The sequence below is a fragment of the Streptomyces sp. NPDC001549 genome, from assembly GCF_042894025.1.
GTDB classification, from domain to species: Bacteria; Actinomycetota; Actinomycetes; order Streptomycetales; family Streptomycetaceae; genus Streptomyces; species Streptomyces kutzneri.
The window spans coordinates 82289-103070 of sequence record NZ_JBIAVJ010000034.1; the positions used below are offsets into that span (position 1 = coordinate 82289).

Below are 20782 nucleotides of genomic sequence, written 5' to 3' on the forward strand. Positions count from 1 at the left end.
CCCGGGGCCCTTCCCCTCACACCCGCTCCCAGCAGGGACTATTCAAGGTCTGCCGCCATGGCGCATACTCTCCCCGCTGCGGCAAGCGGAGGAGAGTCGGTCGCCGATGCTGGATGTTCTTGGCCTCGATCCCGATGACGAGCGCGTCTACCGGGCACTGCTCGGACGGCCGAACTCCACTGCGATCCTTCTCGCGGACCTGGCGGTCCTGCCGCGGGCCCACGTCGACACGGCGTTGTCCCGCCTCGTCGAGTGGGGGCTGGTGACCCGGTCGGCGGACGAGCAGTTCACCGCGGCGCCGCCGGCCATGGCGCTCGGCGCGCTCATCAGCCAGCGCCGGGACGGGTTGCGCATGGCCGAGCATGCGCTGGTGGCCTTCGCCGAGGAACACCGGGCGGCGATGACCGGGAACAGCATCAGCGATCTGATCGAGGTCGTCACGGGTGTCGACGGCATCCGCCACCGCTTCCTCCAGGTGCAACAGGCGGCCCGCACGCAGGTCCGAAGCTTCATCACCGCTCCGTTCGTCGCTCTGTCGCCCGACGAGAACACGGCAGAACCCATGGCCATCGGCCGCGGTGTTCACTTCCGGGCGGTACTGGACCGGGCCGTGCTGGGAGAGCCGGGCATCATCGACGATGCGATCGAATCACTGCGCAAGGGCGTGCAGCTGCGTGTCGCCGACCGGCTGCCGATGAAACTCGTGCTGGCCGACGCCGACCTCGGCCTCGTCCCGCTCACGGTCACGCCGGACGGAGAGCCCGGCGCCGTGCTGCTGCACCGCAGCGGCCTGTTGGACGCGCTGGACGCGCTGTTCGAGACGGTGTGGCGGACCGCCCACCCGCTCGAACTCTCGGTCACCGGCGGGGAGGCCGAACCCACCGTCGAGCTCGGTGCGACGGGCCCGACCGACCTCGACCGGAGGATCCTCGCGCTCCTCCTGGCCGGCCTGACCGACCAGACGGCCGCGGCACAGCTCGGCCTGTCACCGCGGACGCTGCACCGACGCCTGCGCCACCTCACGGACTTGGCCGGAGTCCGGACCCGGATGCAGCTCGGCGGTTACGCCGTCCGGCACGGCTGGGTGGGACCACCCTGACACGCTCATGCCCGGTCGAGGCGGCCCGCGCCGCCGATAGGGGCGAGTTCGTCGTCGGTGGCCTGGAGTTTCCGCTCGGGGGCCTGCCCTTCCCCCCTTGATCGGGCCGGCCGCCACTCGGCGGCCGGCCCGTGTACGACGACGGTCGTCCGCCCGGGCGAGAGCCAGGACGGCCTCCGGAGCCGCGACACCGGCGGCTGGGGGACGCTCCTGTCAGCGAGGGCGCTCGTACGCCTCCAGGTGGGTCGCCGAGAGGGTCAGGCCGTCCGCCGCCGCCGTGCAGCGGGCGGCCAGGGTTTCGACCTGGCGGCGGAAGGCATCCGCTTCCGGGCCCTGCCAGGTGAGGGCCTCGGCCGAGGCACGCAGGCGGTCCGCGTGGGCGCGCAGGGCCGTGGAGTGGTCGCGCAGGCCGGCCACGGGGGCGCGGCGGTGTTCGGACCGGGCGGCCGGGATCGTGGTCACAGGGACCTCCAGGGGGCGAAGGCGTTGGTGACCCCGGCCAGGGCCGGGGCGAGTTCGGGGTGGTGGCGCAGCAGTACGGTGACCATGGAGTTGCGGTCGACCCACTCCAGGCCCTCGGCCGTGTAGACCTCGGGCCGGTAGTCGGTGGTGAAGAAGCGATCGCTCTTCAGCCGCCGGCTGGCCATCAGGATGAAGATCCGGAAGAGGGAGTCGCTGAAGCCGAATCCGGCGGGGCGGGGCTCCGCGAGGTTCCCGACCAGGGTGTCGACCCGGTCGAGCCTCCCCTCGTACAGGTCCCTGAGCAGCGGGGTGTCCCCCGGGTGGCCTCCGGTGAGCTCCTCGAAGGAGGCGACCGGGCGCTTGCGCAGCATCTGCCGGTAGGCGTTGTAGCGCGGGATGCCCCGCTCGCGGTCGCGGAGGATGTCGACGGTCCCGAGGTCGATGCGCTCGCCGGAGAGCCGGGCGAGGTCGCGCAGCGCGTCGGGGTGGTTGTGCAGGACGAGGGCGCCGGGGTGCTCGGTGCCGAAGGTGTAGAACAGGTCGCTCATCCCGTACGCGTCGATGGCGCTGCGGGTGGTCGCGCCCTGCATGTCGTTGAAGCCGATGACCTCGCGGACGGCCCCCCGGGTGTGGTCGCGCACCGTGACCTCGTCGGGGATGAGCGGGTGCAGCCGGTAGGCGGAGACGAACTCCTCCGTCATCGAGTACGGCGCCGCGTGGTGGTCGGCCGGCGAGCCGAGGATGCCGCTGAGCATCTCGCCGCTGCCGATCCGGCCGAACCGCCTGGAGACCCAACGGGGCAGCACGCCGTACCAGTTGGCGTCCATCGCGCGTTTCAGCACGGGGGTGTCGAGGACGCCCGGGGTCCACTCCACCGTGTGGATCTTCGCCATCAGGGCGGTGTTGACGAGCCGTGCCGTGTGGAAGAGCCGCTCGTCGTCCCAGGTGGGGTGGTGGGAGCGGATCCGGTCGCAGATCGCGTTGTGTTCCTTCGCGAAGAGCGTGTGGAGCAGGGAGAGGCCGGTCCAGTAGTCGCTGTTCATCCCGGTGGCATCGAGGCAGGCCAGGTCGGGGCGGGGGTCGGAGGGCAGCCGGCCGTCCCGGACGATGAGGTGTCCGTGCTCGGCGGTGCGCAGGGACCGGCAGCGGGCTTCGTCCGAGCCGTAGATCTGTGAGCCGTCCCACCAGTGCGTGACGGTGTTCTCGTACGTCGGCGGTGCGTCCGCGGTGGTGTGGGCGACCGGGTCGGGGCGGGTGCGGTTCACCCGCATCGGGCAGGTGCCGCCCGCCCAGTCGTCGTCGGCGGCGAGCGGGACGGTGAGGGGCTCGGCCTCCTCGTTGTCCCCGTGGTTGGCCCAGCCGTGATTCTGGAACTGGATCCACGCGGCGGCCAGCAGGTTGAGGGATGGGGCGGGGGTGAAGCCGTTCGAGCGGGCGAGCAGTTGCCTGCTGACCTCGCGGGGGCTCGGCGTCATGAGGTCTTCCTCGGAGTCCGGGAAGACCATGTGCAGCGGGGCGTTGCGGTCGAGCCGGGTGCCGGCCCTGCCCATGTCGATGTCGTCCGGGTCGTAGCCGGAGCCGTCGTACGAGCGGTGGGGCGCGGGGACGCGCGTGGCCCGGCGGGGGCGTTCGCCGCCCGCTCCGTAGGTGTCGTACAGGTTCTTGCGGCGCAGGTCGTCGCGGAGTACCCGGAGGTTCAGCATGGCGACCGGGCCCGGGAGTTCCCACCAGTCGCGCGAGCGGTTGATCCGGTCGAAGGCGGCCGAGCCGAGGCGCTCCAGGAGTCCGGGCGGGCCGTAGGGGGCGGGGGCGGGACGCTCGGCCTGCGCGGGCAGGGTCGCCGGGCGCGCGGCGCTCTCCGCCGCCTCGGCCCTGGCCGTCGTGTCGGTCGTATCGGTGGCGTCGGTCATCGTGCGGTCCTCAGCGGTCGTAGAGCTGGAAGAGCCGGGTGTCGGTGACCCGGCCGCGGAAGCGGGTGAGTTCCGCGTCGACATGGGCGCTCGCCTCCGGCACGTCGAACCGGAGGTTGTGCTCGTAGCGTTCGGCCGCGTGGCACAGCGGGAAGGCGTGCGTGTCGTCGGTCCAGGTGAATTCGGTGAACTGCGCGGGCAGGGCGTACGGGGAGACCGGGGATCGTCCCTCCAGACTCGGTACGACATCGTGCTCGTTGATCAGCGAGCAGACCCGGGTGGCCGGGTCCGCGGGCCGCTTCCCGTCGATGGGCGAGCCGACGGCGACGACGTGCGTGACCCGGTACAGCGCGCAGAACTCCCGGTCCGCGGCCAGGTTCATCGCGGTGATCCCGCCCAGGCTGTGGCCGATCAGCGCGATCTCGGTGCCCGTGGGAACCACCGTCCGCAGGGCGCGTGCGGTGGCCCTGGAGTAGGGGGTGCTGGGCCTGGCCACCGCGTGGACCGCGCCGAGCAGGTCCTGCGGGCTCTCGTTGCGCACCCCGTCGGCGGCCATTCCGGCGAGCTGGACCACGTACCGCGTCACCTGGTCGGGGCCCGACACGCGCTGGACGAGCAGGGTGCCGCCGGTACCGACCGTCCCGATGTTGCGGAGGTACCCGCCGATGGTGCCGGAGGTGTCGAGGCGCTCCAGCAGAGCCGGCCCGGGGGGCTTGGGCTCGGCGCGGCCGGGCCCCCGGTCCAGGAGGGCCCAGACCCGGGCGCTGACACCCATGACGGGTTCGGCGGCGGTCAGGGTGCGGCCGGTGGCGATCTCCCAGCCGGCCTCGTCGTTGAAGGGGTTCTCGTCGGTCAGCGCGTTCCACGCCAGGATGTCGGCGAAGGACGGGGCGAGCAGCGCGAAGGCGCGTTCGGCGCCCTGGCTGCCGATGATCCGTTTGAAGGTGCGGACCGCCTCGCGCTGCCGGTCCTGCTCGACGGCCCTGAGCACGTGTGCGGTGTCGGGATCGCTGAGCAGCTCGGGATGGGCGACGGCGGCCGCCCGGATGCGGGCCTTGAGACCGGTGACGGCGAGGCTGACCGCAAGGCTCTCCCGGCTGGTGAGGACTCCGGCGAGCCAGCCGGCGCGGGCGACGCCGCGGCCGTCCGCGGCCCAGCCCAGGCCCTTCGGGTCCCTGAGCGTACGGAGCAGGGTGCGCAGCGCGGTACGGGCGCGGCCGGAGGTGCCCAGGGCGGCCAGCGGCAGCCGGGTGCCGAGGGCCAGTTCGGAGGCGTGCCGGGAGGCTTCGCGCACGGCGTCGGCGGCCTCGGCCAGGTCGCGGCAGAGCTGGTGCAGGCCGGCCACGTCCGGTTGGCCGCCGGCGGGGGCGGATGGGGTGGCGGGGGCGGTGACGGCTTCGGGCACGGGGGGACTCATTCCGGGTCTCGACGGTGGGCCAGCCGCAGCCGCATCGCGGCCGTGTCCAGCGTTCCGGGCAGCGGGCGGTGCGGGTCGACGGCGGGGCGGCCCCCGGTGATCCGGTGGCCCCGCAGCACCCGCGCGCAGACGGCCGAGGTCAGGAGCAGGGCGAGCTGGTCGCCGGGGCAGCGTCCGCCACCGTGGCTGAAGGGCGCCATCCGGGTGTCCCGGTCGGCGTCCGGCTCCAGCCAGCGGCCGGGTACGAAGAGGTCGCCGGCCGGTACGCGGGAGGGGTCCCGCTGGTGGAATCCGATGGGGACCAGGACGGAGGTCCCGGCCGGGTGGCGCACCCCGCGCCATTCGGTCTCGGCGCGGGTGACCCGTACCAGGTCGGGGACGAGCGGATAGAGCCGCACCGATTCCTGTACGCAGGCCCGCAGCCGGGGCAGTCCTGGAGCACCGGTGACCGCGTCCGCGTGCGCGGCGTCCTGCTCGGCCGGGTGGCCGGCGAGCAGCAGCAGGGTGCGGGCGACGACCGGGGCGGCGACGTCGATGGCCAGCAGCCAGTGGTGCACCTGGCCGAGCGGGTCGGTGCCCTCGGGGACGGGGTGCGCGAGGGCCCGAGCGGCGAGGGCGTGGGCGGGTGCGTCGGCCGCGTACGCCGCGATCCGCTCCGAGGCCTTGGCGTAGACCGCCTTGTTGGCCTCGGCCCGGCTCTTGCGCAGACCCATCCAGTTGCCCTCGTCGCGCAGGGTGCGCAGCCAGCCGGCCAGCTCCTCGTCGTCCGCGGCCCGGTCGCCGAGGACCACCCGGCGCGAGATCCGGGCGAGGCAGCGGCGCACCCGCTCGAAGTCGAGGACGGTGTGGTCGGTGAGCGGCCGGCTCTCCTCCTCGACGACGGCCTGGTACTGCGCGCAGGCGGGGTGGACGGGGCTCCCCCACGCGAGGGCCTCGTCGTTGACCTTCCGCCGGTCCTCGCGGAGGTCGCCGTGGGAGCAGATGACGCCGGTGGGCTCGACACCGCTCAGGCCCTTGAGCTTGTCCTCGGCGTCCATGGCGAGGGTGCGTACCGGCTCCTCGAAGAACTGCCGGATGTCCTCCGGGTCGAACAGCACCAGCATCTGTCCGGAGAGCCCGCGCACGGTGACGGGGGCGCCGCCGTGCCGCTCGCGCATGGCGCGCAGGGTCGCCGCGGACCAGCCGTACTGGTCGAGGGCGGCGTACGCCGACACGACCTTGAACCGGGCGCTGACGACGCCTCGGACGAAGACGGGCAGGGTGTGGGTGGCGACGAAGCGGGCGGTCTCGGCCAGGCCCGCGCGGGCCTGGCGGGCGGTGGAGGGCGCGGGGGCGGTGGAGGGCGCGGGGGCGGTGGGGGCCGCGGAGACGGTCGGGATGTCCGCCGGGCTCCCGGTCCCGCTCCCGTTCGCCGTGCCGATCCGGTTCTCGGTCCCGGTCATGCCTCGACGACCTTCCCGGGGTTCAGCAGGTTCCTCGGATCGAAGAGCCGCTTGAGTCCGCGCTGCAACTCCAGGCTCACCGGGTCGAGTTCGCGGGTGAGCCAGTCGCGCTTGAGGGTGCCGATGCCGTGTTCGCCGGTGCTGGTGCCGCCGAGGGCGAGCCCGGCGGCCATGATCTCGTCGTACGCGACCTGGGCTCGGCGGAACTCCTCCGGGTCCGACTCGTCGAAGACGACGGTCGGGTGGAGGTTGCCGTCCCCGGCGTGACCGAGGGTGAAGATCCGCAGCCGGTTGCGGCGGGCGATCTCCTCGATCGTGCCGATGAACCCGGGGAGTTCGGAGCGGGGTACGGCCACGTCCTCGATGAATGCGGTGGGTTTGCCGCCGAGGGTGGCGGCGAAGGCGCCGAGGGCCGGGGTGACCAGTCGCCTGGCCTCGATGACCTGCCGGGACTCCTCGGGGGTGGAGGCGGTGTGGACGTTCTCGGCTCCGGCCTCCTTGCAGAGGAGTTCCATCGCGAGGAGGTCGCCCGCGGGGTCGGTCGTATCGCTCTCCACGATGAGGGTGGCGGCGCTGCCGGGTCGCAGCAGCGCGTGTCCGTGGTCGGCGACGGCCCGGGACGTGGCCCGGTCGAGGAGTTCGAGCGCGGAGGGGATGCGGCCGGCCGCGGTGATCGCCGCGACGGCGTCCCCGGCAGCGGTGAGGCTGGGGAACTGCGCGAGCAGTGCGAGCGCGGCCGGGCGGGCGGGCCGCAGCGCGAGGGTGGCGCCGACGACGACCGCGAGGGTGCCTTCCGAGCCGACGATCAGCCGCGTCAGGTCGTAGCCCGCGACGCCCTTGGCCGTGTCGCGTCCGGTACGCGTGCGCCGGCCGTCGGGCAGTACGAGGTCCAGCCCGAGCACGTAGTCGGCCGTGACCCCGTACTTCACGCAGCAGATGCCGCCCGCACCGGTGGCGATGTTGCCTCCGATGGTGCAGCGCTCCCAGGAGGCGGGGTCCGGCGGGTAGGTCAGGCCGTGCTCGGCCACGGCGTCGTTCAGGTGCTTGGTGACGACTCCGGGCTCGCAGCGCACGAGCCGGTTGGCCGGGTCGATCTCGATGATCCGGTCCATCCGGGTGGTGGACAGGACCACGCAGCCGTCGATGGCGTTCGCGGCGCCGGCGAGTCCCGTGCGGGCGCCCTGCGGGACGACGGGGACGCCGAGTTCGTACGCCGTGCGCAGGACGTGCGCGACCTGCTCGGCGTCGTGCGGGAGGGCGACGACCGCGGGGGTGCCCGCGTCGGAGAAGGGTGCCGCGTCGCGGGTGTGGGCGGCCAGCGCCTCGGGGTCGGTGCGCAGAGCGTCGGCGGGGAGCCCGGCGCGGAGCCGGTCGAGGAGCGCGGCGGAGTCGGTGGTGGGGCTGCTGGGGACGGAGGGAATGGGGGCGGTGGGGGCGGTGGGCATACCGGGCCTTCTGGAGGTCGGGACGGTGCTCGTGAGAGTGCTCGTGGCGGCGGTCGTTCCGGCGCCGGCCACGGCGTTGATGCCGATCGTGGGGATGACTGTGCTCAGAGGGAGGGGAGCTCGGTGGTGATCGGTACGTCGATGAGCACCGGGCCGTCCTGCTGGGCCGCCGAGTCCCGTACGAGTTTGGTGAGTTCGCCGGCACCGTGGGCGGTGTGCGCCCGGACGCCGTAGCCGGTGGCGATCGCGGTGATGTCGAGGCCCGGGATGTCGAGGCCGGGGGCGCCCTGCGCGTGCTCGATCTGCGCGAACCACTGGAGGATCGCGTAGCGGGCGTTGCTGAGGACCACGAAGGTGACCGGGACCTTGTAGGTGGCGGCGGTCCACAGGGCCTGGACGGCGTAGTGGATCGAACCGTCGCCGATGACCGCGACGACGGGCCGGTCGGGGGCGCCGAGCTGTGCTCCGACGGCGGCCGCCGCGCCGAATCCGAGGCCGCCGCCGGCGGAGAAGAGGTACGAGCCGGGGGTGCTGATCCGGGTGGCCTCGTGGAACTGCGGGACGTTGGAGGGCGACTCGTTGACCCAGAGGGTGTTTTCGGGGGCGCCCTGGGCGATGGCGGTCATGGCGGCGAGGGGGGTCAGCACACCCTCGGGTCCCTCGGGGATCCATACCTGCTCGTGGGGCCGGGGGGCCGGTCCGCCGGGCGGGAGCAGGTCGGCGAGCCGGTCCGTGAGGGCGCGGGCGGACAGCGCGAGATCGGCGACGACCGCGTCCCCGACGGGGGCCTTGGCGGCCTCTTCCGCATCCCGGGTCAGCAGGATCAGCTCGGCGCCGTCGGGCAGGTAGGAGCCCGGGATGTAGGGGTAGTAGCGGAAGACGGGCGCGCCGATGACCACGACGAGGTCGTGGCCGGACAGCTGCCGGGTGAGCGGGCCGATGGCCGGGACGAGTTCCCCGCGGAACTGCGGGTGGTTGCGGGGAAAGGCCACGCGGGCGGAGACGGGGGCCGCCCACACGGGCAGGCCGGTGCGTTCCGCGAGTGCGACGACCGCGTCCCAGGCGCCGGACGCGTCGACGTCGTCTCCGACGACGAGGACGGCCGATCGGGCTCCCGCGATGCGGTCGGCGAGGTGCCGCACGGTCTCCGGGGCGGGGCCGGTGGCGTGGGTGACGCGGCGGGCGGCCGCGGCCTGCGCGCCGCGGTCCTCGGCCTCGGTGAGCTCGGCGTCGAAGTCGTCCATGGGGAGGGAGACGAACACCGGTCCGTGCGGCGGGGTTTCGGCGAGCTGGGCGGCGCGGGCGAGCGCGGGGGCCACGTCCGCGGGGCGCGGGGGCTCGTACGCCCATTTCACGGCGGGCTGCGGGAGGAGCGTCGCCTGGGGATTGGAGAGCAGGGCCTCCATGGTGAGCATGGCGCGGACCTGCTGGCCGGCGGTGACCACCATGGGGGTGCGGTTGGCACGGGCGTTGAGGATGGCACCCATGGCGTTGCCGGTGCCGGGGCCGGTGTGCAGGTTCACCAGGGCGGTGGTGCCGGAGGCGAGGGCGAAGCCGTCGGCCATGCCGACGACGACGGCCTCCTGGAGGCCGAGTACGTACCGGAAGTCCTCCGGGAACCGCTTGAGCATGGGCAGTTCGGTCGATCCGGGATTGCCGAACACCGCGGTCATGCCGCGGGCCCTCAGAACATCCAGGACCGCCTCTCGAACCGTGCGCATGTGTGGATCCTTCCGCCCAGCCGGGAACAACTGAAGGTGATCAAGACATCACGCTCCGTGGATCTTGGCAAAACCGCTCCGCCGGGTGAAACGGCCCGCTGCGCCCACGCCGCATGGTGCGGAAGAACACCGCCCCGACGGTTCACCGTGTTGACGCCCCGTCCACGCGATGACGGGGGCGTCCCCGCAGGCGGCCTTCGGTGCACCCGACGAAGGCCGGGAGACATGTTGGGCCGTCCGGGTCACGGACCGGCACGCAGAAACGATCACGTGTGCGCCGCGGCCGAACGACCGTGCCGGAACCCGCAAGGATCAAGAAGCCGAGATCCTCTATCCGGATGAGAAGGACTTCATGAGCAGCAGCGCCAACATCCAGGCACCCTCCGGGCTCCTGGCCGACATCAGGCACCGATCCGACGGCGACCACCAGGTGTTCGGCATCCATCTGCGGTGGCAGATCGGTGACAACCAGCCCGACCACGGAACCTGGCCCCCGCCGGCGGACTGGAACGAAGGTAACGCCCCCTACCCGCACGTCTACGAGGTGTGGATCAACGGTGAGGCCCGGCAGACGGTGTTCCTCCACTGGCCGGCCTGGGACTGGTCCCCGTCCAACTCCCACTGGGTGGACCTGGGTGAGGAGCCCGACGCCGAATACCGGGTGAAGATCCGGGCCAAGGTCGACGGCTCGTTCACCCCGTTCACCAACGAGGTCACCGTCGCCGCGGGCGCCGCGGTGGCCTGGTCCGCCCCTCCGAAGCCCCGGGGCGCGAAGTCCGGCGCCGACCGCTCTCCGCGTCACGGCACGATGAATGACCCGCGCAGCCGGGCCGCCGCCGCGATCAGGGACGAGGACCAGTCTCCGATCTGCGCGAAGGCCCGGGCCGAGAACACCAGCACCACCTGGCAGGAGGTGCTGCCGGGAGCCGACCGGATGCTGGCCGACTACCCCTGGAACAACGCCCTGCGCTACCTGGAGTACCGAAAGTTCTTCGAGGGCAGCACGGTCGCCTCCACCGGGAACCCGGAGTTCGCCGGTCTCGACCTTGCTCCCAGCGCGGATCTCGGCGACTGGCCCACGACCCGGCTGGAGGCCTCCGACGAAACCCACACGTTCTCGTACGACTACATGGCCTACCACACCGACGAGACCTGGTCGCACCGCTGGTTCCTCACCCGCGAGGGGTGGGAACCCCGCGGCGGGCTCTCGTGGGAGGACCTGGAGCCCGTTCCGTTCCTGGTCGAGGTCCAGGGAGCCCCGCGTGAGGAGGACTCGACCTCTTGGGAGTTCGCCACCCTCCCGGCCCGAAGCGGGCGGGCCGCGATCGTGCATGTCTGGGGCGGTCACGGCGGCCCGAACACCCCTGACGGCGGCAACGGCGGCAACACGGGCGAGTTCTTCCTGTCCGTGTGCGACGTGGTGATCCACTGACGCCGTCCGGATCCGCGTGCCCGGTCAGGGGGCACGGGACGGATGAGGGCCCATGAGCGGGGGGGGGGGGGGCCCCCCCCCGCCCCCCCCCCCCCCCACCCCCCCCCCCCCCCCGCCCCCCCCCCCCCCCCCCCCGGGGGCCCCCCCCGCCCGGGGGGGGGGCGGGGGGCCGGGGGGGGGGCCCGGGCGGGGCGGGGGCCCCCGGGGGGGGGGGGCCCCCCCCCCCCCCCCCCGCCCCTCACGTCACCCCGCCGAAGCCCTGCGCCAGGCCACGGCCGACCGGCTGTCAGCGACGCGGGGAGGGTAACGGCAGGGAGAACCAGACCGCCTTGCCCTCCGCCGTCGGGAGCGTGCCCCAGGATCTGGCGAGGGAGTCGACGAGGAGCAGGCCCCGGCCCGACTCCGCGTCCGGGGCGGCGAAGCGGGCCTGGGGAAGCACCGGGCTCGCGTCACAGACCTCGACGCCCAGCTCCCGGCCGGCCTGCCGCAGCCGGAGCCGTATGGGCCCGCCGCCGTGGCGCACCGCGTTGGAGAGCAGCTCGGAGGCCAGCAGGCAGGCCGTCTCACGCAGCTGCTCGTCGTCCTTGCCCCACGCCGCCAGGGTGGCGCGCAGGAAGCGCCGCCCCTCGGCCACGCTGCTCGGGGCGGCGTCCAGGACGAGGGTCCGCGCGGTGGCGGGGGTCTCGGGGATGCGCACGAGGAGCAGGGTGACGTCGTCCGGGTTGTCGTCGGCGTCCGGGAGCAGTTCCGTCAGCAACTAGTCCGCCGTGACTTCCAGGGATCCGGTCGTCGCGAGGCCCTTCTCCAGCGCCGCGGCGAGCCCGTCGACCTGCCCTTCGATGTCGCTGCCCGGTGTCTCCACCAGCCCGTCCGTGTAGAGCGCCAGCACCGAGCCCGGCGCGACCGCGTGCCGGCTCTCGTGGTGGGGTACCTCGCCGACCCCGAGCGGCACGCTCACCTCGACCGGCAACCGGCTCACCTCGCCGCCGGGAGCGGCCAGCAGGACCGGCAGATGTCCGGCCGAACACACCGTGATCTCGGCCGCGTCCGCGTCCACGACGAGGTAGCAACAGGTGACGAACTGGTCCGGGAGTTCACTCACCACCGCGTCGAGGGCACGCATCAGCTGCCAGGGCGGCATCCCGGTCTTCGCCAGCGCGTGGGAGGCGGACCGCAGTTGCCCCATGACGGCAGCGGCGTCCAGCCCGCGTCCCATCACATCGCCGATCATCACGCCGACCCGGCCGCCACCCAGCGGAATCAGATCGAACCAGTCCCCGCCCACCCCGGCGCCCTGCCGGGCCGGGAAGTAGCGGCTCGCGGTCGGCATCCCCGGCACGTCCGGCGGTGAACCCATGAGGCTGCGCTGAAGGGTGAGAGCGACGTGGCGCTGCTGCTCGTAGAGCTGGGCGAGCATCTCCTCGGCGGCCTTGCGCTCCGTGACGTCGCGGATGGCCGCGGAGACGAGCGTCCCGTCGGGGGTTTCCAGGGGGCTCAGGCTGATCTCCACCGGAAACTCGCGCCCGTCCCGGCACAGCCCGTGCAGCTCCAGCCCCGCACCCATGGGCCTGACCTGCCGGTTGACGAAGTAGCCGTCGCGGAAGTCAGAGTGGTGGCCGCGGAACCGGTGGGGTATGAGCACCTCGACGGGCCGCCCCAGCAGGTCCTCGCGCGCATACGCGAAGAGCGCCTCGGTCTGGGCGTTGACCAGCTGGATGATGCCCCTCTCATCGACGATCACCATCGCGTCGGGGGCCGCCTCCAGCAGGGCCCGGAAGCGCTCCTCGGCTGCCCTGCGCTCGCTGACGTCCCGCACGGCGGCCGAGATCAGCAGCCCTTCGGGGGTCTCCAGCGGGCTCAGGCTGATCTCCACGGGAAACTCGCGCCCGTCCCGGCACAGGCCGTACAGCTCCAGCCCCGCCCCCATCGGGCGCACCTGACGGCTGGCCGCGTAGCCGAGCCGGTGGCGTGGATGCTGACCGCGGAACCGTTCGGGCACCAGCACGTCGATGGGCCGCCCCAGGAGTTCCTCCCGCGGGTAGCCGAACAGGGCCTCGGTCTGGGCATTGACCAGGCGGATCACCCCGGCGTCGTCCACGATCACCATCGCGTCCGGTGCCGCTTCCAACAGAGCTCTGAAGGGCTCTTCGGTCGTCGCTGCCATGCTGCGCCTCGCACTCGCCGGATCCCACAGAAGGGACCATCCGACCATGCGGCTGAAAAGCACACTTCGGGTTGACCGGAATCCGTCCACAATTGATCGGCTGCGGTCACCGAATCCGCGGCGGCCGGGTGACGGTCAGGGCTGAGGGGGCCAGTACCCACAGCAGCGCCCTGCCGGTCAGGGGTGTGGTGGCGATCAGGGTCAGGTAGACCTCGATCAGGGATCCGTCGCCGGTGAGGACGTCGAGGTCGTCGGCCCAACGGGAGAGCAGGTAGATCACGGCGTCGACGACGAGCCAGGAGGCGAGGTTCGCTCCGATCCACCACTTCCAGCGTGTGGTGACCTTGCGCAGGACCAGTGACTGCGACAGCCCGAGCAGGGGCCCCAGGGCCAGGCTCTGGCTGGCGGCCAGCAGGTAGGCCGTCGAGACCGTCTCGTGGGAATCCTGCGCGCTGATCACGGCGGGCAGGATCACCAGCAGCCATGCGAGCAGTGCCGGACCGACGTTGGAGGTGATCCACACCTTGCGCGGGATGGGGACCCGCTCCTTGACGACGAGCCATTGCAGGGCTCCCAGGACTCCGCCGAACAGTGCGGCCCCCAGGGTCGCGATCAGGAGCGCGAGGATCACGTTGTGGCTGGCCAGGTTCATGTGGAGGACGTCGTTGCCCAGCAGGATCAGCAGGAACCCGACGGTCAGAACGGTGATGAAGGCGAGCGTGTTGCAGCCGATCCACCGCCAGTACAGACGGACGTCCCACCCGCTGGTCGAGGCGGGGTCGTGGCCGGAGCCGGAAGCGGTCATCACCACTCCTCGCGGGGTATGCGGCCGCGCGTGCCGTTCTCGTGATCGTACGCGCGCCGCCCCGACCCGGTTCGCGGCGCCATGCGCCCGTGCCGGTGATTGTCGGTGACCTCCTGGTGCGCCTGCCGCGCAGCTCCCGTTTCACCGGGGAGGTTGAGCGCAGGGCGTGAGGTGTAGTCGGGGTGGAATCATGAACGGGAACTCGGGCGGTCACCGCCGGCAGGTACTGCTCGCCTCCGTCCGTTCGTTGGGAACGGCCACCCTCCTCGTGGCCGCCTACTACCTGCTGCCCATGGACTCGGCCTTCACGGCCACCACCGTCCTCCTGCTCACGGGTGGCATCGTGGCCGTGGTGGTGCTGCTGTCCTGGCAGATCCGGAGGATCACGCTGTCGCCGTGGCCCGGGCTGAAGGCCATGGAGGCCATGGCGATCACCGTGCCGCTCTTTGTCCTGCTGTACGCCACGGCCTGCTTCCTGCTGGAACACAGCGCGCCGGGAAGCTTCAGCGAACCCCTGTCACGCACCGACGGGCTGTACTTCGCGATGACCGTGTTCAGCACCGTCGGGTTCGGCGACATCACCGCCCGCAGTGAGACCGCCCGGCTGCTGACCACGGGACAGATCACACTGAACCTGCTGCTCCTCGGCGTGGCGGCCAGGCTCCTGGCCAACGCGGTCCAGCGAGGCCGGGAACGCCGTGCCCAGCCTGCCGGTTCCGGTGGGAGCGGCAGCACGCCGCCCGCCCCGTGACCGGCCTTCCCGGACGTTGGCGGCGCGGCCCGCGTTCTACTGACTGCCGCTGTTCAGGCAGTCGTCGATGTGCCGGGCGGCGTGGTAGCCGCTCTGGATCGCCCCGTCGATGAACGAACGCCACCCGACGGCCGAGTCGGCGCCCGCGAAGAACAGCCGCCCTTCGGTGGTGCGCAGGTCGGGCAGGCCAGTACAGCTCATTCCGGACCGGGCAGAACTCGCCCGGCGGCACCACGCCTCCCGGCCCACCACCGAGGCGCGGCCTTCGCCCGGCGCCGGGAATCGAGCCGGAGGCCCAGTCCCCGGAATCATCAATGCCGCAGATGTCATCGCTTCTGCACCCGCGGAGCGACCCCCCGTCCGGCCGACCGTACGGCGGGGCAGCCCTCCGGGCCCCTGGGCGGCTGGGAGCATGCGTCCATGTCATCCCAGGCAGGCACGGCCGAGAGTACGGCGAAGGCACGGCTCGTCCTGTTGGCGCTCGCGTCGGGGCAGTTCCTGATGGCGCTCGACAGTTCCGTCATGAACGTCTCCATCGCCACGGTGGCCGAGGACGTGGGCACCACCGTGTCAGGTATCCAAGGCGCGATCACCGCCTACACCCTCGTGATGGCGATGTTCATGATCCCCGGCGGCAAGGTCGGGGCGCTGATCGGCCGCAAACGCGCGTTCATGATCGGCTGCTGCATCTACGGGGTCGGTTCCCTCACCACCGCGCTCGCACCGAACCTTCCCGTGCTGCTGCTGGGCTGGGCGTTCCTGGAGGGAATCGGAGCGGCTCTCATCCTGCCGGCGATCGTGGCGCTCGTCGCCGGCAACTTCTCCGTCGAACGCCGCCCCGCCGCCTACGGACTCGTCGTGGCGGCAGGGGCCGTGGCGATCGCGGTCGGGCCGCTCATCGGCGGCATCGCGACGACGTACTTCTCCTGGCGGTGGGTCTTCGCCGGCGAGGTCCTGGTGGTGCTCGGCATCCTCCTGCTCACGCGCCGCATCGCGGACGCCCCGCCGGCTGAACGTCGGCGCATCGACCTCGTCGGCGTCGTCCTCTCCGCTGCCGGGCTCGGGATCTTCGTCTACGGCGTGCTCCGGTCCGACGAGTGGGGCTGGTTCCAGCCGAAGCCCGACGCCCCCTCGTGGCTCGGGGTGTCCCTGACGGTCTGGCTGATGCTGGCGGGTCTGTTCCTGATCTGGCTCTTCCTCCGCTGGGAGGCCCGGGTCGGGGAGCGGGGCGGGGACCCCCTCGTCGATCCCGGCATGCTGCAGAACAGGCAGCTCACCGGCGGCCTGACGATGTTCTTCTTCCAGTACCTCGTGCAGATGGGCGTGTTCTTCATCATCCCGCTCTACCTGTCCGTCGCCCTGGGCCTGTCGGCACTGGAGACCGGCGCCCGTCTCCTGCCGCTCTCGGTGAGCCTGCTGGCCGCCGCGACCCTCATCCCGCGCTACCTCCCGGACGTCTCACCGCGGCGAGCGGTGCGGTTCGGGATCCTCGCGCTGCTCGCGGGCGTGGTGGTCCTGATGGCCGCGCTCGACGCGGACGCCGACGCGGCGGTCGTCACCGTCCCGCTCCTGCTGATCGGGCTCGGCATGGGAGCACTGGCATCCCAGCTCGGGTCCGTCACCGTGTCCGCGGTGCCGCAGGCGCAGAGTGCGGAGGTCGGCGGCGTACAGAACGCCGTCACCAACCTCGGCGCCTCGATCGGCACGGCACTCGCCGGATCGATCATGATCGCCGCACTTGCGTCTTCCTTCCTCGCCGGCATCGATCAGAATCCGGCGATCCCGGAAAGCGTCACGAGCCAGGCGACCGTCAAGCTCCAGAGCGGCGCGCCGTTCCTGTCCGACGCCCAGCTCGAGACCGCCCTCGACGAAGCCGGCGTGAGCGCGGAGGTGTCCCAGGCGGCACTGGACGTGAACGCCGAGGCCAGGCTCGACGGCCTGCGCGCGGCACTCGCCATCCTGGCTTTCGCCGCCGTCCTCGCCCTGTTCTTCACCCAGCGAATCCCGTCGGCCCAGCCGCACTCGACGAAGCCGTAGCCCCTGCCCGCGTACGACCGCCACCTTGCCGGGACACACTCCGCGGACCTGCCCGACTGGGCCGACGGCCAGGGCGGCTGGTCCGACGACACACTGGTCCCGCATCGGGGCTTCCGGGGGGCCAGGGCCTGAAGGAGGGGTCGGAGAAGCGGGTCGCCATGCGGGGTGACCAGGACGGATCTAGGGTTGAGGGAAGCCCGGCGCTCGCGGACACCCGATGCTCCACGATCATTCCCGGCTCGGCGTCGGAAGCCCACGGGAGGCGTACGACATGGCCGCTGCCGCCGGTACTCCCGTCCTGGACACCCTCGCCGCGATGTCGGTCGGCTCGATCGAACGGTGCGGACCGGCCCCGGACAGGATCGTGCTCACGCATATCGCAGCCCCTGCCGCCTCGGATGCTCCGCCGATCTCCTGCCTGGCGCGCGTCGACCCCGCCGTCGGGGCCTGTGTGACCACCGGGCAGCTGCAGGACGTCCTGGTCGCCGTCGCCGACGCCGAAACCGAAACCGAGGGCCAAGCGCTGAGGCCCGGCCGAAAGCAGACTCCACCCGCATCGGTGATCGGCACCGTCGGCATCGGACGGGACCACGGCACCGTGCCGGCCACCGAACGCCGGCAACCCTACGGCCGGAGGGCCAGACAGGAGGGCCTCGGATGCCCCAGCACGCGACCACGACGATGCGCGCGTCCCTTCACGCCACGCCCGAGGAGCGCGCGTCACTCGGCAAGGGGCCCGGCGCCGCTCACCACGGTCGGCGCACGCGGTGTACGAGCCCTCACCGAACCGACGGGACCCGCTGGAAATCCTGGAAGCCCAGTCCGAGGCCCGGGTGCAGGAACTGGTGCCGATCCGATACGGCCGGATGACCGAGTCCCCGTTCCGGTTCTACCGGGGTGCCGCCGCGATCATGGCCTCCGACCTGGCGGGCAGTCCCGACTCGGGGATCTCCGCCCAGCTGTGCGGAGATGCGCACCTGCTGAACTTCCGACTGCTGGCCTCGCCCGAGCGGGAGCTGATGTTCGACATCAACGACTTCGACGAGACCTTGCCGGGCCCCTGGGAATGGGACGTCAAACGCCTGTCGGCGAGTTTCGTCATCGCAGCCCGGGCGAACGGCTTCGACGATGCCGAGCGCGCCCGCATCGTGGGCAGCACGGTGCGTTCGTACCGCGAGGCGATGATCCACTTTGCGGGCATGGGCAACCTCGACGTCTGGTACACGAAGATCGACGCCGCCCGCCTCACGGCCCTGACCGCGGACCAGCTCCACAAGAAGGGCCGCAAGAAGCTGGACCGCGCCCTGACCAAGGCCCGCTCCCGGGACGCCCTGCAGGTGTTCGGCAAGCTCACGCAGGTGGTGGACGGCCGGCCGATGATCGCGGCGGATCCCCCGCTGCTGGTACCGATCGCCGACCTGATGCCGGACGCCGAGCGCACCGCGCTGGAGCGCCAGTTCAAGGCACTCATCGAGCGGTACGGAGTCACGCTGCCGTCCGACCGGCGCGCCCTCCTGGAGGACTACCAGCTGGTCGACGTCGCCCGCAAGGTGGTCGGGGTCGGCAGCGTCGGCACCCGGTGCTGGATCTTCCTGCTCCTCGGACGGGACGGCGGGGACCCGTTGTTCCTGCAGGCCAAGGAGGCCGACACGTCTGTGCTCGCCGACCACGTCGGGGCGAGCCGGTACCGGAACCAGGGGGAGCGCGTGGTCGCGGGGCAGCGGTTGATGCAGGCGGCGAGCGACATGTTCCTCGGCTGGGAGCGGGTGGAGGGGCTCGACGGCAAGCGTCGTGACTTCTACATCCGCCAGCTGCGCGACTGGAAGGGCATCGCGATGCCGGAGACGATGTCGCCCAGGCAGCTGGAGACGTTCGGTGGCGTCTGCGGCATCACCCTGGCCCGCGCGCACGCGCGGTCCGGCGACCGGATCGCGATCGCCTCCTACCTGGGCAGCGGCGACGCCTTCGACCGGGCCCTCGTGAGCTTCGCGGAGTCGTACGCCGACCAGAACGAGCGCGACCACCAGGCACTGGTCGACGCGGTGCGCGAGGGACGGCTGCCTGCGGAGGAACTCCCGGCCGGCTGACGGACCGCGGACCACTCGGCGCCACGCCTGGGGTGGCTGACCGGTCCCCCGCTCCGTAGCCGACGGGAGGCGAGGTCCACGGCGTGCGGCGGCTCCATCGACGTGATCCCGGAGCAACCACGCGTCGCCCACGCCGCGACCCGGGCCTCAGGGGGGCACTTCGCCGTTGGCGAGTGCGTTCTCCCGCAGGTTCGGCTTGACGCGGAGTGTTCTGGTGAACCATTCGGCGTAGCGGTTGCCCAGGAAGGGAGCCGAGGCTCCGTGGAGCAGGATGCTCATGCCCACCGTCACGGCGATGACCTCGCCCAGCAACGTCCCTCCGGGCAAGTGCTCTTCGAACGCGATCAGGCCGAACACGAGAGACGCCAGCCCGCGCGGGCCGAACCAGCCGATGTAGGCCACGGAAGCAGGGCGCAGGCCGGTGCCGATCAGTGAGAGAGCGACCGGCAGCATCCGGATGACGGTAAGGCTGAGCAGCGCGTAGACCACGGACCGCCACGTCAGGTGGTGGAGCACCGGTCCCAGGATGACGGCGCCGAAAACGAGGAAGCTCAGCGAGGCCAGCAGCAGCCCGAGCCGTTCGGTGAACCTCGTGCTCTGCGCGGGATCCTCTTCCTGGACGCGGATGCCCGGATCGGTCGGCGCACGGCGCAGATGAACTCCGAAGGCCAGACCGGCGACCCAGGCGCCGATGAAACCGCTGCCCTCGCCCATGGCACACAGCAGGTACGTGACGACCGGGACGACCAGCGCCATGAACTGCCGCCAGTCGGAGCTGCTCCACCCTCGGGAAAGCGACCAGCGCAACAGGCTCGCCCCCGCCCAGCCGACAGCGGTGCCGATCGCGCCACTCAGCAGCAGAGCACGCAGGAACGTCTCGGCCACACCGGGATGACCGTGGCCCTCACCCGCCGCCGCCAGAGCCACCACGAAGAACGGAAGCGCCAGGCCGTCGTTCAGACCGGATTCCACGGACAGGCCACCGCGGACCAGCGCCGGCACCCGCTGGTTGGAGACGGCCTGCTGCCCGAGCGCGGCGTCCGTCGGCGCCAGGATGATGGCGGCCAAGGCCAGCTCCCACACGCTCAGGCCCGGAAGCAGGGGCCATGCCGCCAGCCATCCCAGAGCCATCGTGACCGGCAGGCCCACCGCGAGCAGCCGCAGGGGCAAGAACTCCTCCCGGCGCAGGTCCCGGGCCCGGATCCCCGACGCGTCCGCGAAGAGCAGCAGAACCAGCGCGCTCTCCAACAGAGCCTGAATGACCTCCGCATCCCGCGCCCGGTCCAGCAGGTCCAGGCCTACCGGTCCGATCACCAGGCCGACCAGCATGAACACCAACGGCCCCGACACCACCGTGGTCGACAAGCGCCGCGACAGGGCTCCGTAGCCGACGACCACGCCCCCGGCAATGACGACGGCCCATTCGCTCATCCGCTCTCCTCACACCAGGCATCCGCCGTCGCCCGGACAGCTGTGCGACGGCACGCGTGCCAGGGTGTGAACACCGGGCTGCCGGTCATTGAAGTCGCCCACTACGCCGACCGGCCCTGGCGGGGTGCCGGCGGGAAGGAGGAAGGTGACCTCGGTGCGGTGTTGCGTAGCGTGCGCTCCGGCATGGGCTCTGCTCCTGACAGTCTGAAGGATCAGGCTCATCTTCGGTATCGGGGGCCCGTGCCGCACTCCGACGCATCCATCGGCGGCCGGCATCAGAGTCCGGTGGCGGGAGGGGCGGCCCGGCCGCGGGGGTACGCGCACGGCACTGTACGAGAATTCCGCCTGCGCGAGACGCGCGCGAGGAGCACCGGATTGCGGCTCATCGTGTGGCAATCGCCCTTCACCTGGGTGATCACATCTGGTTCGGGGTACCACCCAGCATGATCACTGTTGGGGTCGAAGAGGAGTACCTGCTGGTCGACCCGGAGACACTGCTTCCCACGCCGCTCGTGCAGCAGGTGCGTGCCGCGGCCCGCCTGGCACCCATCGCGGAGGAGCGAGAGGTCCAGGACGAGC

The 20782-nt window shown here is 72.0% G+C and carries 15 protein-coding genes and 1 pseudogene; 5 read left to right on the forward strand and 11 right to left on the reverse strand.

The features are described 5' to 3' along the window. Nucleotides 1-106 precede the first annotated feature (106 nt). Nucleotides 107-1099 (forward strand): helix-turn-helix domain-containing protein, encoded by a 993-nt coding sequence (locus ACFY04_RS38160; RefSeq protein ID WP_389124538.1) that lies wholly within the window; start codon nt 107-109, stop codon nt 1097-1099. Between the two features lie 213 nt (nt 1100-1312). Here ACFY04_RS38160 and ACFY04_RS38165 read toward each other — a convergent pair whose 3' ends face one another. The 6 genes from ACFY04_RS38165 to mdlC form a co-directional block, all read right to left on the reverse strand. Continuing rightward, nucleotides 1313-1561 carry a hypothetical protein gene (locus ACFY04_RS38165; RefSeq protein WP_389124540.1) on the reverse strand — a complete coding sequence of 83 codons (249 nt, stop codon included), beginning with the start codon at nt 1559-1561 and terminating at the stop codon, nt 1313-1315. Next, nucleotides 1558-3471 (reverse strand): peroxidase family protein, encoded by a 1914-nt coding sequence (locus ACFY04_RS38170; RefSeq protein ID WP_389124544.1) that lies wholly within the window; start codon nt 3469-3471, stop codon nt 1558-1560. The genes ACFY04_RS38165 and ACFY04_RS38170 overlap by 4 nt, the downstream gene beginning before the upstream one ends. A gap of 10 nt (nt 3472-3481) precedes the next feature. Next, complete coding sequence (locus ACFY04_RS38175) at nt 3482-4876, reverse strand: hypothetical protein (protein ID WP_389124547.1); 1395 nt, start codon at nt 4874-4876, stop codon at nt 3482-3484. Between the two features lie 8 nt (nt 4877-4884). After that, nucleotides 4885-6330, reverse strand: coding sequence for a cytochrome P450 (locus ACFY04_RS38180; RefSeq protein WP_389124549.1), 1446 nt, complete (start codon nt 6328-6330; stop codon nt 4885-4887). Further along, nucleotides 6327-7775: an FAD-binding oxidoreductase gene (locus ACFY04_RS38185; RefSeq protein ID WP_389124552.1), complete on the reverse strand. Its 1449-nt coding sequence runs from the start codon at nt 7773-7775 to the stop codon at nt 6327-6329. Before ACFY04_RS38185 ends, ACFY04_RS38180 begins: the two co-directional genes overlap by 4 nt. A gap of 104 nt (nt 7776-7879) precedes the next feature. Continuing rightward, nucleotides 7880-9496 carry a benzoylformate decarboxylase gene (gene mdlC / locus ACFY04_RS38190; protein WP_389124554.1) on the reverse strand — a complete coding sequence of 539 codons (1617 nt, stop codon included), beginning with the start codon at nt 9494-9496 and terminating at the stop codon, nt 7880-7882. Nucleotides 9497-9848: 352 nt separating this feature from the next. Between mdlC and ACFY04_RS38195 the strand changes: the two genes are divergently transcribed. After that, complete coding sequence (locus tag ACFY04_RS38195; protein WP_389124556.1) at nt 9849-10928, forward strand: lytic polysaccharide monooxygenase auxiliary activity family 9 protein; 1080 nt, start codon at nt 9849-9851, stop codon at nt 10926-10928. 286 nt (nt 10929-11214) lie between these two features. Here the strand turns inward: ACFY04_RS38195 and ACFY04_RS38200 are convergent, their stop codons facing one another. The 3 genes from ACFY04_RS38200 to ACFY04_RS38210 form a co-directional block, all read right to left on the reverse strand. After that, nucleotides 11215-11685: an ATP-binding protein gene (locus ACFY04_RS38200; protein WP_389124559.1), complete on the reverse strand. Its 471-nt coding sequence runs from the start codon at nt 11683-11685 to the stop codon at nt 11215-11217. Then, nucleotides 11686-13092, reverse strand: coding sequence for a PAS domain S-box protein (locus tag ACFY04_RS38205; protein WP_389124561.1), 1407 nt, complete (start codon nt 13090-13092; stop codon nt 11686-11688). Between the two features lie 106 nt (nt 13093-13198). Further along, nucleotides 13199-13897, reverse strand: a complete 699-nt coding sequence (locus ACFY04_RS38210; RefSeq protein WP_389124564.1) for a hypothetical protein — start codon at nt 13895-13897, stop codon at nt 13199-13201. Between the two features lie 190 nt (nt 13898-14087). Between ACFY04_RS38210 and ACFY04_RS38215 the strand changes: the two genes are divergently transcribed. Continuing rightward, nucleotides 14088-14648 carry a potassium channel family protein gene (locus tag ACFY04_RS38215; RefSeq protein WP_389124566.1) on the forward strand — a complete coding sequence of 187 codons (561 nt, stop codon included), beginning with the start codon at nt 14088-14090 and terminating at the stop codon, nt 14646-14648. Nucleotides 14649-14684: 36 nt separating this feature from the next. Here ACFY04_RS38215 and ACFY04_RS38220 read toward each other — a convergent pair whose 3' ends face one another. Next, complete coding sequence (locus ACFY04_RS38220) at nt 14685-14849, reverse strand: FAD-dependent oxidoreductase (RefSeq protein WP_389124569.1); 165 nt, start codon at nt 14847-14849, stop codon at nt 14685-14687. Nucleotides 14850-15068: 219 nt separating this feature from the next. Here ACFY04_RS38220 and ACFY04_RS38225 point away from each other — a divergent pair, with 219 nt between their 5' ends. After that, nucleotides 15069-16685, forward strand: a complete 1617-nt coding sequence (locus ACFY04_RS38225; protein WP_389124572.1) for an MFS transporter — start codon at nt 15069-15071, stop codon at nt 16683-16685. Between the two features lie 657 nt (nt 16686-17342). Next, a pseudogene (locus tag ACFY04_RS38230) lies at nt 17343-18772 on the forward strand (DUF2252 domain-containing protein). A gap of 147 nt (nt 18773-18919) precedes the next feature. On the opposite strand, the gene ACFY04_RS38235 reads toward ACFY04_RS38230, so the two are convergent. Beyond that, nucleotides 18920-20203 (reverse strand): cation:proton antiporter, encoded by a 1284-nt coding sequence (locus ACFY04_RS38235; protein WP_389124574.1) that lies wholly within the window; start codon nt 20201-20203, stop codon nt 18920-18922. Between the last annotated feature and the right edge of the window lie 579 nt (nt 20204-20782).